This is a genomic window from Rhodococcus sp. NPDC060086, assembly GCF_042730275.1.
GTDB lineage: Bacteria > Actinomycetota > Actinomycetes > Mycobacteriales > Mycobacteriaceae > Rhodococcus.
Genome location: NZ_JBHWWZ010000026.1, coordinates 1 through 17,901, shown reverse-complemented (window position 1 = coordinate 17,901; position 17,901 = coordinate 1). Strand labels below are relative to the sequence as shown.

Annotated in this window: 1 protein-coding gene; it reads left to right on the top strand. The window is 66.0% G+C overall.

Annotation, left to right across the window (positions count from 1 at the left end):
* Window positions 1–58: 58 nt before the first annotated feature.
* A partial coding sequence (locus ACFWB0_RS15580; RefSeq protein WP_378491363.1) for a non-ribosomal peptide synthase/polyketide synthase occupies window positions 59–17,901 on the top strand: 17,843 nt, incomplete at its 3' end.

Here is a 17,901-nt window from a genome sequence, read left to right as displayed (position 1 = left end):
GGGCTGCGGCGCGTGCGGGGATACGCCGGACGTAAGCAATTTCAGGAGGATGACGTAGATGACGGGTGGTATGGCGGGCAAGCCGGCACTGACGATCGAGGACCTTCCTCGGTTGCTCGCCGCAGTTGTGGACATCGAGCCCGACCGCATCGCTCTCTCCGACGGTGACACGCACCTCACATACGCCCGGTTGCAGGAGGAGATCACCACTCTCGACGCCGCGATGGGTGGTGTGCTCGGCTTCGACGCACTCCTTCCCGTCGTCCTGTCCAACGTCGCACCCGGCCTGCTCGGCGGCGATGGCCTCCCCGCGGTCGTCGACACCCTGCTCACCGACTCGTCCGAGGTGCTCGGAGACGAGGCTCTCGTCCCCGCGACCGCGGACCCGAATACCCTCGTCGCCCGCTTCGACGCGCAGGTCGCCGCTACCCCCGACAGCACCGCACTCGAATTCGAGGGGGAGACCCTCACCTACCGCGAGTTCGACGCACGCGTCAACCGCCTCGCACGCCACCTCATCGAGCTCGGCGTCGGACCGGACGCGCGAGTCGGCCTCTCGATCCGCCGTTCCTTCGACCTGCTCATCGGCATGTACGCCATCGTCAAGGCCGGCGGCGCGTACGTCCCCCTGGATCCGGATCATCCCGCCGACCGCAGCGAGTACGTGCTCGACACGGCCGAACCGGTCGCGGTGGTCACCACCGAGCGTGATGCCGTCGATCTGCCCGGAACCGTCCCGGTCGTGGCGATCGACACCCTCGATGTGTCGGGATACGCCGACGACCCGATCGGCGAGGACGAGCGCACCGGTCCACTGACCGCCGATCACCTCGCCTACGTCATCTTCACCTCGGGTTCGACCGGCCGCCCGAAGGGCGTCGCAGTGGAGCACCGAGCAATCACCGCGAATATCGCATGGCGTCAGTCCGAATATGCGATGCGCGCCGACGACGTCGTGCTGCAGAAGACGCCGTTCACGTTCGACGTGTCGGTGTGGGAGTTCTTCTGGCCCCTGCAGGTGGGTGCGAACCTGACCATTGCGGTCCCCGACGGGCACCGCGACCCCGCCTACCTCGCCCGGACGATGATCGACCGGGGAGTGACCATCGCGCACTTCGTGCCGTCGATGCTCGCGGTCTACCTCGCCGAACCCACCGCCGCGTCGGTGAACACGCTGCGCTACGTCTTCGCGTCCGGTGAGGCACTGCCTCCGCAGACGGTTGCCCGCTTCTACGAGATCAGCTCCGCGGGCCTGCACAACCTCTACGGCCCGACCGAGGCGGCCGTCGACGTCACCTACTTCGCGACCGCCGCAGGCAACACCGTCGTCCCCATCGGTGAGGCGGTGGCCGATACCGGACTGTACGTGCTCGACGAAGGATTGAGGCCCGTCCCCGCCGGTGTCGAGGGAGAGCTGTATCTCGCCGGTATCCAGCTCGCGCGCGGCTACCTGCGGCGTCCGGATCTCACGTCCGACCGGTTCGTCGCCGACCCCTTCGGTGAACCCGGCGACCGGATGTACCGCACCGGCGACCTCGTCGAACTCGACGACGCCGGCCGCCTCGTGTACATCGGCCGCACCGACTTCCAGGTCAAACTGCGCGGACTGCGCATCGAACTCGGCGAGATCGAATCCGCCCTGCTCGACCATCCGGGTGTGCGGCAGTCCGTCGTGGTCGTGCATTCCGATCCCGGACTCGGCGATCATCTCGTGGCCTATCTCGTCACCGACGGCAGGCAGATCGAGCGGACCGAGCTCGCCGACGTCGTGCGTCACCGGCTGCCCGACTACATGGTGCCGTCGCTGTTTGTCGAGATGGACGAGTTCCCGCTCGGCGCAAGCGGCAAGCTCGACCGCAGGGCACTACCCGAGCCCGACTTCAGTTCTCTCGCACGCGAATACCGGGCGCCGAGCACGCCCACGGAACACGCCGTTGTCGCGGCGTTCGAGCAGGTGCTCGGGGTCGAGCAGTTCGGTGTGGACGACGATTTCTTCGAGCTCGGCGGTAACTCGCTGAGTGCGACCCGCGTGGTCGCACGCATCAACGCCGACCACAAGGTCCGCATCGACGTCCGCGAATTCTTCGACGCGCCCACCGCGGCCGAACTGTCGTCCCTCATCGACACGGCGATCGCCGCCGGGGGTGACGGGCGTGCGCCGCTGGTGGCTCAGGTTCGTCCGGAGCGGGTGCCGTTGTCGTTGGCGCAGCAGCGGATGTGGTTCCTCAACAGGTTCGAGCCGGATTCCGCGGTGAACAACATTCCGGTGGCGATCCGGTTGTCGGGGTCGTTGGATGTGGCGGCGTTGCAGGCTGCGGTGTCGGATGTGCTGGGTCGGCACGAGTCGTTGCGTACGGTGTATCCGGATGTCGATGGTGTCGGCTATCAGCGGGTGTTGCCGGTGTCCGAGGTCGCTCCCGATCTGTTGCCCGTCGAGGTCGACCGGTCGGATGTCGTCGAGGAGATCACCGCGCTCGTATCGGCGGGATTCGACGTCACCTCTTCGGTGCCGGTCCGAGTGCAGTTGCTCGAGCTGTCCGACACCGAACACGTCCTCGTCCTGGTGTTGCATCACATTGCGGCCGACGGCTTCTCGATGGGTCCGTTGACGCGCGACGTCGTCACGGCCTACGCATCCCGTGCTGCGGGCAGTGTGCCTGCGTGGGAGCCGTTGCCGGTGCAGTACGCGGATTATTCGCTGTGGCAGCGGGAGGTGCTGGGTTCGGAGGACGATCCGGACTCGGTGATCTCGTCGCAGGTGGCGTTCTGGCGCGATGCGCTGGCGGGGATCCCGGAGCAGCTGGATCTACCATCCGACCGTCCTCGACCGTCGGTGGAGTCGTACCGCGGTGCGGCACAGCAGTTCACGATCGGATCCGACCTCCGTGCACACGTCGCCGACCTGGCGCGTCGCACCGGAACCACCGACTTCATGGTCGTGCATGCGGCGTTGTCGGTGTTGCTGGCACGGTTGGCGGGTACCGACGACGTGGCGATCGGTACTCCGGTTGCGGGTCGTGGTGAGGCTGCGCTCGACGATGTGATCGGCATGTTCGTCAACACGTTGGTGTTGCGGACCCGTGTCGACGGCGGTGAGTCGTTCGATGAGGTGCTGTCTCGGGTTCGTGGCGGTGATCTGGATGCGTTCGGGCATGCGGATGTGCCGTTCGAGCGTCTTGTGGAGGTGCTGAATCCGGAGCGTTCGACGGCGCGTCATCCGTTGTTCCAGGTGATGCTCGCGTTCCAGAACCTCGACTCCGACTCGCTCGAACTCCCGGAGCTCACCGTGTCGGCGCTCGGGACCGACGCCGCGGTAGCCAAATTCGACCTGCAGGTCACCGTGTCGGACAACGCCGCCGAGGGCTACCTCGTCGACCTGACCTATGCGACCGACCTGTTCGATGCATCGACCATGACGACCTTCGCCGATCGTTTCGTGCGGGTGCTCGAGACGGTAGTCGCGGACCGGCAGGTGCGAGTCGGTGATATCGACCTGCTCGATGCCGATGAGCGGTCTCTGGTGCTCGAGCGGTGGAACGATACTGCGCACGAGGTCGAGTCGTCGTTGACGTTGGTCGATCTGTTCGAGGCGCAGGTGCGTCGGACGCCGGATGCGGTGGCGCTCGAGTTCGAGGGGCAGTCGCTGACGTATGCGGAGTTCGATTCTCGTGTGAATCGGGTTGCGCGTCATTTGATTTCGGTGGGTGTGGGGCCGGAGTCGACGGTGGGTCTGGCGGTGCGTCGTTCGTTGGATCTGTTGGTCGGGATGTATGCGATCGTCAAGGCCGGTGGTGCGTATGTGCCGTTGGATCCGGATCAGCCTGCGGATCGTAATGGGTACATTCTCGAGGTTGCTGCTCCGGTGGTGGTGGTGACGACTGCGCGTGATGGGTTTGTCGCGCAGGGTGTGCCTTCGGTCGAGCTCGATGTGCTCGATGTGTCGGGATTCTCCGATACGTCGGTGACGGATGTGGATCGTGTGTCGCCGTTGCGGTCGTCGAATGCGGCGTATGTGTTGTTCACGTCGGGGTCGACGGGTCGGCCGAAGGGCGTCGCGGTCTCGCATGCCTCCGCGGTCAACCAGGTGCTGTGGCTGACCTCCGAATACGACCTCGGCCCGGCCGACGTCGTCCTGCAGAAGACGCCGTTCACGTTCGACGTGTCGGTGTGGGAACTGTTCGGTGCGCCGGCCGTCGGCGCCCGCCTCGTGATCGCCACCCCTGACGGCCACCGCGACCCCGCCTACCTCGGATCCGTGATCCGTGATCGGGCAGTGACGGCGACTTCGTTCGTGCCGTCGATGCTCGCGGTGTTCGCCGGTGCCGTCTCCGCCGAGGAATGTGTCTCCCTCCGCCTCGTCCTCGTGGCAGGTGAAGCCTTCCCCGTGTCGATCGCCGAGCAGTTCGCGCGCGTCAGCGATGCGGAACTGCACAACCTGTACGGACCCACAGAGGCGACCGTGCACGCCACCGCGAGGCCCGTGGGAGCCCTCACCGCAGGATCCGTGCCGATGGGCTCGCCGGTGTGGAACACCGGCGCCTACGTCCTCGACGAGCGCCTCGCACCCGTCCCCACAGGTGTAGTGGGTGAGCTGTATCTGTCGGGCATCCAGGTTGCTCGCGGTTACTTCGGACGGCCGGAGCTGACGGCCGAGCGCTTCGTGGCCTCGCCGTTCGAGACGGGCGCGCGCGTCTACCGGACCGGTGACCTCGTCCGGTGGACACCCGCCGGTGAACTCGAATATTTGGGCCGCAGCGACTTCCAGGTCAAACTCCGCGGTCTGCGCGTCGAACTCGGCGAGGTCGAGTCGGCGCTCCTCGAACACGCGCACGTGACCCACGCAGCAGTCGAGGTGCGGCACGAGCAACTCGTCGCGTATGTCGTTCCCGCTCAGGGAGACACGTTCGACAGGTCGGCCGTACACGAGGCCCTGTCCTCGGCGTTGCCCGCATACATGGTCCCGACGACCTTCGTGGTGCTCGATGCCATGCCGTTCGGTAGTTCCGGCAAGATCGACCGCAAGGCACTCCCCGAGCCCGCATTCGAAAGCCGCAGGTTCCGCGCTCCCACGACCCCGATCGAAGAGATCGTCGCGGGGGTGTTCGCGGCCGTGCTCGATATCGACCGCGTGGGCCTCGACGACGACTTCTTCGCACTCGGTGGTAATTCACTGATCGCCACCCAGGTGGTGGCCCGCCTCGGCGCGGCACTGGGAACCACCGTGCCGGTTCGCGCATTGTTCGAAGCGTCCGGTGTCGAAGACCTGGCGGCCCGCGTCGAGCAGGCCGGGGGTGACAGGCGTGCGCCGCTGGTGGCTCAGGTTCGTCCGGAGCGGGTGCCGTTGTCGTTGGCGCAGCAGCGGATGTGGTTCCTCAACAGGTTCGAGCCGGATTCCGCGGTGAACAACATTCCGGTGGCGATCCGGTTGTCGGGGTCGTTGGATGTGGCGGCGTTGCAGGCTGCGGTGTCGGATGTGCTGGGTCGGCACGAGTCGCTGCGGACGGTGTATCCGGATGTCGATGGTGTCGGCTATCAGCGGGTGTTGCCGGTGTCCGAGGTCGCTCCCGATCTGTCGCCGGTGACGATCGCGGAGTCCGACCTGGTGACGCAGGTGCCCTTGTTGATCTCGGCGGGCTTCGACGTGTCGGAGACAGCACCGTTCAGGGCCCGACTGTTCGAGCTCTCTCCGTCCGAGCACGTACTGGTCCTGGTAGTGCATCACATTGCGGCCGACGGCTTTTCGATGGGGCCGTTGACGCGCGACGTCGTCACGTCCTACGCATCGCGGGCTGCGGGCGAGTCGCCCGCGTGGGAGCCGCTGCCGGTGCAGTACGCGGATTACGCGCTGTGGCAGCGGGAGGTGCTGGGTTCGGAGGACGATCCGGACTCGGTGATCTCGGCGCAGGTGGCGTTCTGGCGCGACGCGCTGGCGGGGATCCCGGAGCAGTTGGATCTGCCGGCGGACCGCCCGCGTCCCGGTGTTGCCACCAACGGTGGTGCCCAGTACGAGTTCACCGTCGACACACGCATCCACGACGGAATCCTGCGGCTCGCCCGTGAGCGCGCCGCGACACCGTTCATGGTGGTGCATGCTGCGTTGTCGGTGTTGCTTTCTCGGTTGGCGGGTACCGACGATGTGGCGATCGGTACTCCGGTTGCGGGTCGTGGTGAGGCTGCGCTCGACGATGTGGTGGGCATGTTCGTCAACACGTTGGTGTTGCGGACCCGTGTCGACGGCGGTGAGTCGTTCGACGAGGTGCTGTCTCGGGTTCGCGGCGGTGATCTGGATGCGTTCGGGCATGCGGATGTGCCGTTCGAGCGTCTTGTGGAGGTGCTGAATCCGGAGCGTTCGACGGCGCGTCATCCGTTGTTCCAGGTGATGCTCTCGTTCCAGAACCTCGCGGCCGACAGCGTCGAACTCCCGGCGCTCGCAGTGTCGGGTGTCGACATCGACACCACCACAGCCAAATTCGATCTTCAGTTCGTCGTCACCGAGACCGCCGAATCTGAGCGCACAGCCTACCGTGTGGGCCTGACCTACGCGACCGACCTGTTCGACGAATCGACCATCACCGGTTTCGCCGACCGGTTCGTGCGGGTCCTCGACGCCGTGGTCACCGATTCATCTGTTGCGGTCGGCGACGTCGACCTGCTCGACGCCGACGAGCGCACGCGGATGGTCGAGGAGTGGAACGACACCGACCGGGCGTCGGACACCTCGTCGACCCTGGTTGATCTGTTCGAGGCCCAGGTGCTCCGCGCGCCGGACGCGGTCGCACTCGAGTTCGAGGGCGACGCGCTGACCTACGCGCAGTTCGCCGACCGCGTCCATCGTCTCGCGCGCCATCTGATCGGGCTCGGTGTGGGTCCGGAAACCCATGTGGGGCTGGCAATTCGGCGCTCGATCGACCTGCTGGTCGGCATGTACGCGATCGTCGAGGCCGGTGGCGCCTATGTGCCGCTCGACCCCGATCAGCCTGCCGACCGCAACGCCTACATCCTCGAGACCGCAGCGCCCGTCGTGGTGCTGACCACCGAGCGGGACGGCTTCGAGGTCCCGAGGGAGGCGAATTCCGTCTCCGTCGTGTCGATCGATGCGGTCGATCTCTCGGCGACGGCGTCCAGTCCGCTCGTGGATTCGGAACGTACCGCGTCGTTGCGGGCATCCGATACCGCCTACGTGATCTTCACGTCGGGGTCGACCGGCCGCCCGAAGGGTGTGGCCGTCACCCACGGGGCCATTGTGAACCGCCTGCGCTGGATGCAGGGCGAATACGACCTCACACCCGCCGATGTGGTGTTCCAGAAGACTCCGTTCACATTCGATGTGTCGGTGTGGGAGTTCTTCTGGCCCTTGCAGATCGGCGCACGTCTGCTCATCGCAGTACCCGACGGCCATCGCGATCCGCGATACCTGGTGACGACGATGCGTGAGAAGTCGGTGTCGGTGGCGCACTTCGTGCCGTCGATGCTCGCGGTGTTCGCGGCCGAACCGGCGGTATCGGAACTGTCGGAGCTGCGGTACCTCTTCGCATCCGGTGAGGCGCTTCCGGCCGCGCTCGCCGCCCGGGTCCGGGCGACACTGCCCACCGTGGGGATCCACAACCTGTACGGCCCCACCGAGGCCGCCGTCGACGTGACGTACCACGAGGTGACCGACGCGGACACCGTGGCGGTACCGATCGGTGCCCCCGTGTGGAACACGAAGGTGTTCGTTCTCGACGACCGACTGCGGCCTGCTCCGCTGGGCGTCGCAGGTGAGCTGTATCTGTCGGGCGTCCAATTGGCCCGCGGCTACGTCCGCCGCGCCGACCTCACTTCCGAGCGGTTCGTCGCTTCGCCGTTCGGGCCGGGGCAACGGCTGTACCGCACGGGCGACCTCGTCAGGTGGCAGGTCGACGGCGAACTCGAGTACATCGGCCGCACCGATTTCCAGGTCAAGCTGCGCGGTCTGCGCATCGAACTCGGTGAGATCGAGTCCGCGCTGCTCGAACGGAACGACGTCGACCAGGCGGTCGTGCTGGTCCGTCAGGATCAGCTCGTCGCGTATGTCGTGCCCGCCCCGGGGCACACCTTCGACGATGGCGCGGTCGGCCGGGAACTGTCGTCGCTCCTACCCGCATACATGGTGCCCGCGACGTACATCGTGCTCGATGCTCTGCCGCTCGGTGCGTCCGGCAAGCTGGACCGCAAGGCCCTTCCGGACCCGGTGTTCGAGGTCAAGAAGTTCAGGGCGCCCACGACGGCGATCGAAGAGATCGTCGCAAGCGTGTTCGCCGAGGTGCTCGGTCTCGATCGCGTCGGCCTCGATGACGACTTCTTCGGTCTCGGCGGCAACTCGCTCATCGCGACGCAAGTCGTGTCGCGGATCGGTGCGGCACTCGACTCGACGGTGCCGCTGCGTCTGCTGTTCGAGGCATCCTCGGTGGACTCTTTCGCAGCTCGATTGGAGCACGGCGCGGCTGCCGGCCCCCGACGCCCGCTGGTGGCGGACGAGCGCCCCGCACAGATCCCGTTGTCGCCGGCGCAGCGGCGCTACTGGTTCCTCAACCAGTTCGATCCCGCATCGTCCGCGGTCGACAACATTCCGATCGCGGTGCGCCTCGTCGGCGACCTCGACGTCGCGGCGCTCCAGGCCGCTGCGCGCGATGTGATCGCCCGGCACGAATCGCTGCGTACGGTATATCCGGACTCGGCGGACGGTCCGCATCAGGTTGTGCTCCCGTTGGATCAGGTAGAGCCGGATCTCGCGATCCAGGACGTGAGCGACGAGGAGATCGAGCCCGCGATCATCTCGTTCATGTCCACCACATTCGATGTGACGCAACAAGTGCCGCTTGCCGTCCGTATTTTCCGGGTGCGCGAGGACGAACACATCCTGGCGCTCGTGGTTCACCACGTGTCGGCCGACGGAGCGTCGGTCGGTCCGCTGACTCGCGATCTCATGCGCGCATACGCAGCCCGCTCACAGGGGGAGGCTCCCGGGTGGGAGCCGCTGCCGGTGCAGTACGCGGACTACGCGCTGTGGCAGCGTGAGATTCTCGGTTCGGAAGGCGACCTCGAGTCGCTCGCAGCGAAGCAGGTCGACCACTGGAAGGGCGCGCTGGACGGCTTGCCCGACCAGCTCGATCTGCCCTCGGACCGGCCGCGTCCGCCGAGCCAGAGTTTCCGCGGTGAATCCCTGCAGTTCACTATCGATCCCGAACTTCACGGCCGTCTGCAGAACCTTGCGCGATCCAAGAATGCCACCCTGTTCATGGTGGTCAACGCTGCCTTCGCGACCCTGCTGGCGCGCTTGTCCGGAACGGACGACATCGCGATCGGTACGCCGATCGCCGGCCGCGGCGAGCGCGAACTCGACGATCTGATCGGCATGTTCGTCAACACGCTGGTGTTCCGCACCCGGGTGGACGGCAGTACGAGCTTCGCCGGACTCCTCGACCAGACCCGTGAGAGCAACCTCGGTGCATTCGCGAACGCTGATGTCCCGTTCGAGCGTCTCGTCGAGGTTCTCAATCCGGTCCGTTCCACGGCGCGTAACCCGCTGTTCCAGGTGGGGCTGTCCTTCCAGAACCTGGCTCGTACCGAACTCGAACTGCCCGGACTCACAGTCAGCTCGACCGACTTCGAACTCCAGCTCGCCAAGACCGATCTGCAGCTCACCGTCTTCGATCACTACGACGACGACGGCGCTCCGGGCCGGATCGACGCCACCTTCACGTACGCGACGGATTTGTTCGACGAGTCCACGGTCGCGGGCTTCGCCCACCGCTTCGTGCGAGTCCTCGAGGGGATCGTCGAGGATCCGGCCCTTCCCGTCGGCGACATCGAACTGCTGGATCCGGCCGAGAAGACGCGGGTACTCGAGGCGTGGAACGATACCGCGCACGAGGTCCCCTCCTCCTCGACGCTGGTGGACCTGTTCGACGAACAGGTTCGGAGCAATCCGGACGCTACTGCGCTGGCGTTCGAGGACGGGACCCTGACCTACGGAGAGTTCGACGCGCGCGTCAACCGTCTGGCCCGGTATCTCATCGGTCTGGGTGTGAGGCCGGAGTCGACGGTCGTGCTGACGATGCGTCGGTCGGTAGAACTGCTGGTGGGCATGTATGCCGTGGCGAAGGCCGGTGGCGCCTATGTGCCGGTGGATCCGACTCAGCCGGACGAGCGCAACGCCCACATTCTCGACACGGCCGCTCCGGTCGCGGTACTCACGACCACCCGCGACGGGTTTGTGGCGACGGGGGACAGCTCTGTCTCCACCATCGAAATCGATGTCCTCGATCTATCCGGGTTCTCCGCAGAGCCGGTGGTCGACGGGGATCGTGGTGCGCCGCTGCATTCGTCGAACACGGCGTACGTGATCTTCACTTCGGGTTCGACGGGCAAGCCGAAGGGCGTGGCCGTGCCGCACTCCGCGGCAGTGAACCAGATGTTGTGGAAGCGCGAGTACTTCGGACTCGGCGCCGACGATGCGTTGCTGCTCAAGACTGCAGCGACGTTCGACCTGTCGGTGTGGGAGTTCTGGTCGGCGCTCGTCTCCGGTGGTCGTGTGGTGATCGCATCTGCCGATGGGCATCGTGATCCGGCGTATCTGAATGCGCTGATCGCGGAGCAGGGCGTGACGACGTTGCATGTGGTGCCGTCGATGCTCGAGGCGTTGCTCGTCGAATCGTCGGGCGTGTTGTCGTCGTCGTTGCGTCGGGTGTTGGCTATCGGTGAGGCGTTGCCGCCGTCGACGGCGCAGCGGTTCGTGGCGTCGAACGAGTCGCGGTTGGTGAACTTGTACGGTCCGACCGAGGCTGCGGTGTCGGTGACTGCGGGTGAGGTGGTCGAGCCGTCGGGTGCGTCGGTGTCGATCGGTGTGCCCGAGTGGAATACCCGGGTCTATGTTCTCGACGAGCGTTTGCATCCGGTGCCTGCAGGTGTCGCGGGTGAGTTGTATCTGGCGGGTGTGCAGTTGGCGAGGGGCTATCACGGTCGGGTGGATCTGACCGCGGAGCGTTTCGTCGCGTCGCCCTTCGCGGCGGGGGAGCGGCTGTACCGCACCGGTGACCTCGTCAGGTTCACCGCCGACGGCGAATTGGATTACTTGGGGCGCACGGACTTCCAGGTGAAGGTGCGTGGATTCCGGATCGAGCTCGGTGAGATCGAGTCGGCGCTGCGTGGCGTGGACGGTGTCCGCGACGTGGTGGTTGTTGCTCGGGAGGACGAGCGGACCGGTGCGCAGTTGGTGGCGTACGTGGTTGCGGCGCCCGGTGTCGACATCGATGTGGCGTCGGTGAAGTCGGGGTTGGCGGCAGGGTTGCCCTCGTACATGGTGCCGTCGGCGTTCGTGGTGCTCGAGGCGTTGCCGTTGAATGTGAACGGCAAACTTGATCGCAACGCTTTGCCGGATCCGGTATTCGAAGCTCGCGAGTTCCGTGCGCCGGTATCGCCGGTGGAGGAGTCGGTGGCGGCGGTGTTCGCCGAGGTTCTCGGGGCCGACCGGGTGGGTCTGGATGACGACTTCTTCGAACTCGGCGGCAACTCTCTACTCGCAACCCAAGTGGCGTCGCGGTTGAGCTTCGCGCTCGGCACGAAGGTCCCTGTGCGTGCGTTGTTCGAAACACCGACGGTCGAGGCGCTCGCTACGACGGTCGAGTCGCAGGACACCGAGACCCGTGTGCCGCTCGAGGCCGGTCACCGGCCCGACCAGGTGCCACTCTCGCCTGCACAGCAACGCATGTGGTTCCTCAACCGCTTCGACACCGACACTGCTGCCTACAACGTGCCGATGGCTATCCGGTTGAGCGGCGATCTCGATGTCGATGCACTGCAGGCCGCGGTCGCGGACGTCGTCACGCGCCACGAATCTCTGCGCACCTACTACCCGGAGACCGCAGACGGTCCTGTTCAGGTGATAGTCCCGGCCACCGATGTCATACCGGACCTGACCCCGGTCCGCGTCGCCGAGCACGACATCATCGATGCCGTGATCGCAGTGGGAGCCACCACGTTCGACGTCACTGATGAGGTGCCGCTCGCCGCGAAGCTCTTCCACGTCGGCGATTCGGATTACGTGTTGGCGTTCGTCGTGCACCACATCTCCGCGGACGGCTCGTCGATGGGACCGCTCACCCGCGACCTCATGCAGGCGTATGTGGCACGTTCCGAAGGCGGCGTCCCCACGTGGGAGGCACTTCCGGTGCAGTACGCGGACTACGCCGTGTGGCAGCGGACGGTGCTCGGCTCGGAGGATGATCCCGACTCGATCGCGTCCAAGCAGGTCGGCTACTGGAAGCAGGCTCTCGCAGGACTTCCGGACCAGCTGGATCTTCCGACCGATCGCCCGCGCCCCGCAATGCAGTCGTTCCACGGCGCACGGGTCGACTTCACGGTCGACGCCGACCTGCATCAGCGACTGACCGATCTCGGACGGCAGACCAACACGACGCTGTTCATGGTGCTGCACACCGCGTTCGCGGTGTTCCTCGCGCGTATGTCGGCGAGCGACGACATCGCGATCGGAACACCGATCGCCGGCCGTGCCGAGCGCGAGCTCGACGACCTGATCGGCATGTTCGCCAACACTCTGGTGTTCCGTACTCGCGTCGACAGGGGTGCGGGCTTCGCCGAGCTCCTCGAGCAGACACGCGAGACGGATCTCGGTGCGTTCGCGAACGCGGACGTCCCGTTCGAGCGCCTGGTCGAGGTGCTCAACCCGGCTCGGTCGACCGCGCGCCACCCGCTGTTCCAGGTGGGCCTGTCGTTCCAGAACCTCGCGCAGTCGGCGCTCGAACTGCCCGGGCTGACGATCTCGGGAATCGACGCCGATATGGCGATCTCGCAGTTCGATCTGCACCTGATCGTCACCGATCGATACGACGCCGACGGGCGCGCAGCCGGTATCACCGGTTTCTTCACCTACGCGACCGATCTGTTCGACGAGTCGACGGTGGCAGGCTTCACCGAGAGGCTCGTCCGGGTTCTCGCCACTGTGGTCACCGACGCGGCTCTGCCTGTCGGCGACATGCCGCTGCTCGACCCCGTCGAGAAGACCCGAGTTCTCGAAGCGTGGAACGACACCGCGCACGAGGTCGACGGTGCGGCCACGCTCGTCGATCTGTTCGACGAGCAGGTGCGACGCAACCCGGATGCCGTCGCGTTGGTATCCGAAGACGGATCGCTGACATACGGCGAGTTCGATTCCCGAGTCAACCGTCTTGCCCGGAAGCTTGTCTCGATGGGCGTCGGACCCGAGGCGACCGTGGTCCTGGCCATGCGTCGTTCGGTCGAACTGCTCGTGGGTATGTATGCCGTGGCGAAGGCCGGTGGCATCTACGTGCCGGTTGATCCGGATCAGCCGGACGAACGCAACGCGTACATCTTCGAGTCGGCTGCGCCTGCAGTGGTGCTGACGACCGAACGCGACGAGTTCGTCATGCCGGGGACCGGGGCCGGGGCGAGCGAAGCGACGGGGGATGGGGCCGGGGCGAGCGAAGCGACGGGGGATCACTCTGTTCCCACCGTCCTGGTGGATGTTGCGGATCTGTCCGGATTCGCCGACGGACCCGTGACGGACGCTGATCGACGTGCGCCGTTGCGTTCGTCGCACACCGCGTATGTGATCTTCACGTCGGGTTCGACCGGTCGACCCAAGGGTGTGGCCGTGCCGCACGCGGCGATTGTCAACCAGATGCTGTGGAAGCGCGACTATTTCGCACTCGATGCCGACGACGCGGTGCTGCTCAAGACCGTCGCGACGTTCGACCTGTCGGTGTGGGAATTCTGGTCGGCGCTGGTGTCCGGTGGTCGTGTGGTGATCGCCTCGCGGGATGGTCACCGTGATCCCGCGTATCTGAACCGTCTGATGGACGAGCACGGTGTGACCACGTTGCATGTCGTGCCATCGATGCTCGAAGCGTTGATGATCGACGGTAGCGGCCTCTTGCCGACGTCGTTGCGCCGTATTCTCGCCATCGGTGAGGCGTTGCCGGTGTCGACTGCGGAACGCGTCGCGGAGCACAACACTGCCCGGCTTGTGAACCTGTACGGGCCGACCGAAGCTGCGGTGTCGGTGACCGCGGGTGAGGTGGTCGAACCATCCGGCGCATCGGTTCCGATCGGCGGACCCGAATGGAACACCCGGGTCTATGTCCTCGACGAACGCTTGAATCCCGTCCCGACGGGTGTCCCGGGTGAGTTGTATCTGGCGGGCGTCCAGTTGGCCCGGGGCTACTACGGGCGCGTCGATCTGACCGCGGAGCGTTTCGTTGCCTCGCCGTTCGGGTCGGGGGAGCGACTGTACCGCACCGGCGATCTTGTGAAGTGGACGGCGCAGGGAGAGTTGGATTACCTGTCGCGTACCGACTTCCAGGTGAAGGTGCGTGGTTTCCGGATCGAGCTCGGTGAGATAGAGACGGCTCTGCGGGAGCAGCGCGAGGTGCGTGAGGCCGCGGTCATCGCACGTGAGGACGAGCGTACGGGCGCGCAGTTGGTCGCGTACGTTGTCCCGGAGTCGGGCGTCCGACTGGACATGACCGACGTCAGGACAGTGCTCGGCGAACGTGTTCCGTCGTACATGGTGCCGTCGGCGTTCGTGGTGCTCGAGGCGTTGCCGTTGAATGTGAACGGCAAGTTGGATCGTAAGGCGTTGCCGGAGCCGGTGTTCGAGGCCCGCGAATTCCGGGCACCGCGCACTCCGGTCGAGGAAATCGTCGCCGGTGTCTTTGCCGATGTCCTGGGTGTGGCCCGAATCGGTGTCGACGACGACTTCTTCGAACTCGGTGGCAACTCCCTGCTCGCGACGCAGGTGGTCTCTCGAATCGGTGCAGCACTCGGCACACGGGTGCCGGTCCGGATCGTGTTCGAGTCTCCGAATGTCGCTGCACTCGCGGTTGCCGCCGAGCAGCACGTGGACACCGGTGTGAGAGCACCGCTCGTACCGCAACAGCGCCCCGATCGGGTGCCGCTGTCGCTCGCGCAGCAGCGCATGTGGTTCCTCAACCGTTTCGACTCGGGCTCGGCGGTCGACAACATTCCCGTCGCCGTGCGTCTGACGGGTGAACTCGATGTGGCCGCACTGCAGACCGCGGTACAGGACGTGCTGGCACGCCACGAGGTGCTGCGCACGACCTACCCCGAGGTCGACGGTCAGCCGTACCAGCTGGTCGTCCCCGCGGCCGACGCTGCACCCGAAGTCGTCGCCGAAGTCGTTGCGGAGGCCGAGCTGCCCGCGCGAGTCCGCGAGGTGGTGTCGGAGGGGTTCGACGTCACCTCCGAGATTCCGTTGCGTGTTGCGCTGTTCGCGCTGTCGGGCCACGGAGGGGAAAGTGTTGCCGACCACGTGCTCGTGTTCGTGGCGCACCACATCAGTGCTGACGGCTGGTCGATGGCGCCGCTCACGCGTGATGTGATGACCGCCTACATGTCCCGCGTGGCCGATACGGCTCCGGGCTGGGCGCCGCTGCCCGTGCAGTACGCGGACTTCGCGCTGTGGCAGCGCGAGGTGCTCGGCTCGGAAGACGATCCGGCGAGTGTGCTCTCGGCCCAGGCGGAATTCTGGAAGCGCACCCTCGCGGGCGTTCCGGACGAGCTGAACCTACCGATGGACCGCCCGCGCCCGTCGGTGCAGTCGTTCGCAGGCAGCAAGGTCGGGTTCGCACTCGATGCACAGACCCACCGCGGCCTTGCGGCGCTGGCCCGCCGGACCGGCACGACCATGTTCATGGTCCTGCACACCGCGTTGGCGGTGTTCCTTGCGCGGATGTCCGACTCCGAGGACATCACGATCGGTACGCCGATTGCGGGTCGCGGCGAGTCGGAACTCGACGACCTGATCGGCATGTTCGTCAACACCCTGGTCTTGCGCAGTCACGTCGATGCCGGGGACGGGTTCGAGGATCTGCTGTCGCGCGTGCGGGAGTCCGATCTCGAGGCGTTCGCACACGCCGACATCCCGTTCGAGCGTCTCGTGGAAGTGCTGAAGCCCGAGCGATCCACCGCGAGGCATCCGCTGTTCCAGGTGGTGCTCTCGTTCGAGAACATGCCGGAAACAGCCCTCGAACTGCCCGGACTGAGTGTGTCCAGCGTGCCGTTCGACCTCGACATCGCGAAGTTCGACCTCGGGCTGACTCTGCGAGAACATGTCGATGCTTCCGGAGATCCGGGCGGAGTGTCCGCGGAATTCTCTTACGCGAGTGCACTGTTCGATCACAGGACGGTCGAGCGGTTCGCGGAGCGATTCACGCGACTCGTGGACGGTATCCTCGCCGGAACCACGACACCGGTCGGGGACCTGCCCCTGCTCGGCGACGAGGAATTCGCGCAGCTCACCCGCATGCGCGGGCACGAGGTGATCACTGAACCGAAGACCCTCGCGGACTTCCTCACCATCGGTGTGACGATGGATCCCGATGCCGTAGCAGTCCGCTACGAAGGGCGCTCGATCACCTACCGCGAAATCGACGAGGCGTCGTCGAAACTCGCCCGGTTGCTCATCGGCCGTGGAATCGGAGCGGAGGACTTCGTCGCCGTCTCGTTCCCGCGTTCGTACGACATGGCGGTCACCGTCATGGCCGTCGCGAAGACCGGCGCCGCGCACATTCCGGTGGACCCGACCTATCCCGCCGAACGCGTGCGGTACATGCTGTCCGATTCCGGTGCAGCGCTGGGGATCACGTCGACGCAGTACGTCGCTGGTTTGCCCGATGACGCGGAATGGCTGCTCGTGGACGAGCCGGACTTCGTCGCGGAGGTCGACGCTCGCGCGTCCACACCCCTCAGTGACGCGGACCGCGTGCGACCCACCCACGTGCAGCAGCCCGCCTACCTGATCTACACGTCGGGTTCGACAGGGCAGCCCAAGGGCGTCGTCGTCACCCACTCGGGCCTGGCCGGCCTGAAGGACATGGTCACCGATCTGTACGGGGTGACCTCCGAATCGCGGTTCCTGCAGATCTGCTCGCCGAGCTTCGACCCGTCGGTGCTCGAGTGGATGGCAGCATTCTCGTTCGGTGCCACATTGGTCATCGTGCCGTCCACCATCATCGGTGGCCCGGACCTCGCGGAGCTGCTGCGCACCGAGCGGGTGACACATACGATCATCACGCCTGCGGTGCTCGGGACGATGGAGTCCGACGGCATCGACAGTTTCGAGGTCCTGTCGGTCGGTGGCGACGTCACCACCCCGGAACTGCTTGCGGAGTGGTCGAAGCGCACGACCTATGTCAATGCATACGGGCCGACCGAGGCCACGATCGTGTCGACGTTCGGGCAGATGGTACCGGAGCGCCCGATCACCATCGGCGAGCCCATCGTCGGGATGACCACCCTCGTGCTGGATTCACGCCTGCGGCCGGTCGCGGCAGGCATGGCAGGTGAGCTCTATGTGGCGGGTCGGGCGCTTGCCCGCGGTTACCACCGCCGTAACACCCTCACCGCTGAGCGATTCGTGCCCAACCCCTACGGCGAGCCCGGCGACCGCATGTACCGCACGGGCGACGTGGTGCGGTGGCGGGCGGTCGAGGATCGCCTCGAGCTCGAGTTCGTGGGGCGCAGCGACTTCCAGGTGAAGGTGCGCGGTTTCCGTATCGAACTCGGCGAGATCGACGCCGTGCTCTCGGCACACGGCACCGTCAACTGGGCAACCACTCTCGGTCGTTCGACTGCGTCGGGTGCGACTGTGTTGGTGTCGTATGTGTTGCCGGTCAAGGGCCGGACTGTGGATGTGGCGGGGTTGACGGAGTTCGTGGCTCGGTCGTTGCCGCCGCATATGGTGCCGTCGGCGATTGTGGTGCTCGATGAGGTGCCGTTGACGCCGGTAGGCAAGTTGGATCGTGATGCGTTGCCGGAGCCGGTGCTCGCCGAGCGTGAGTATCGCGGCGCTGCCGGTGAGGTCGAGGAGATCATTGCGGAGGT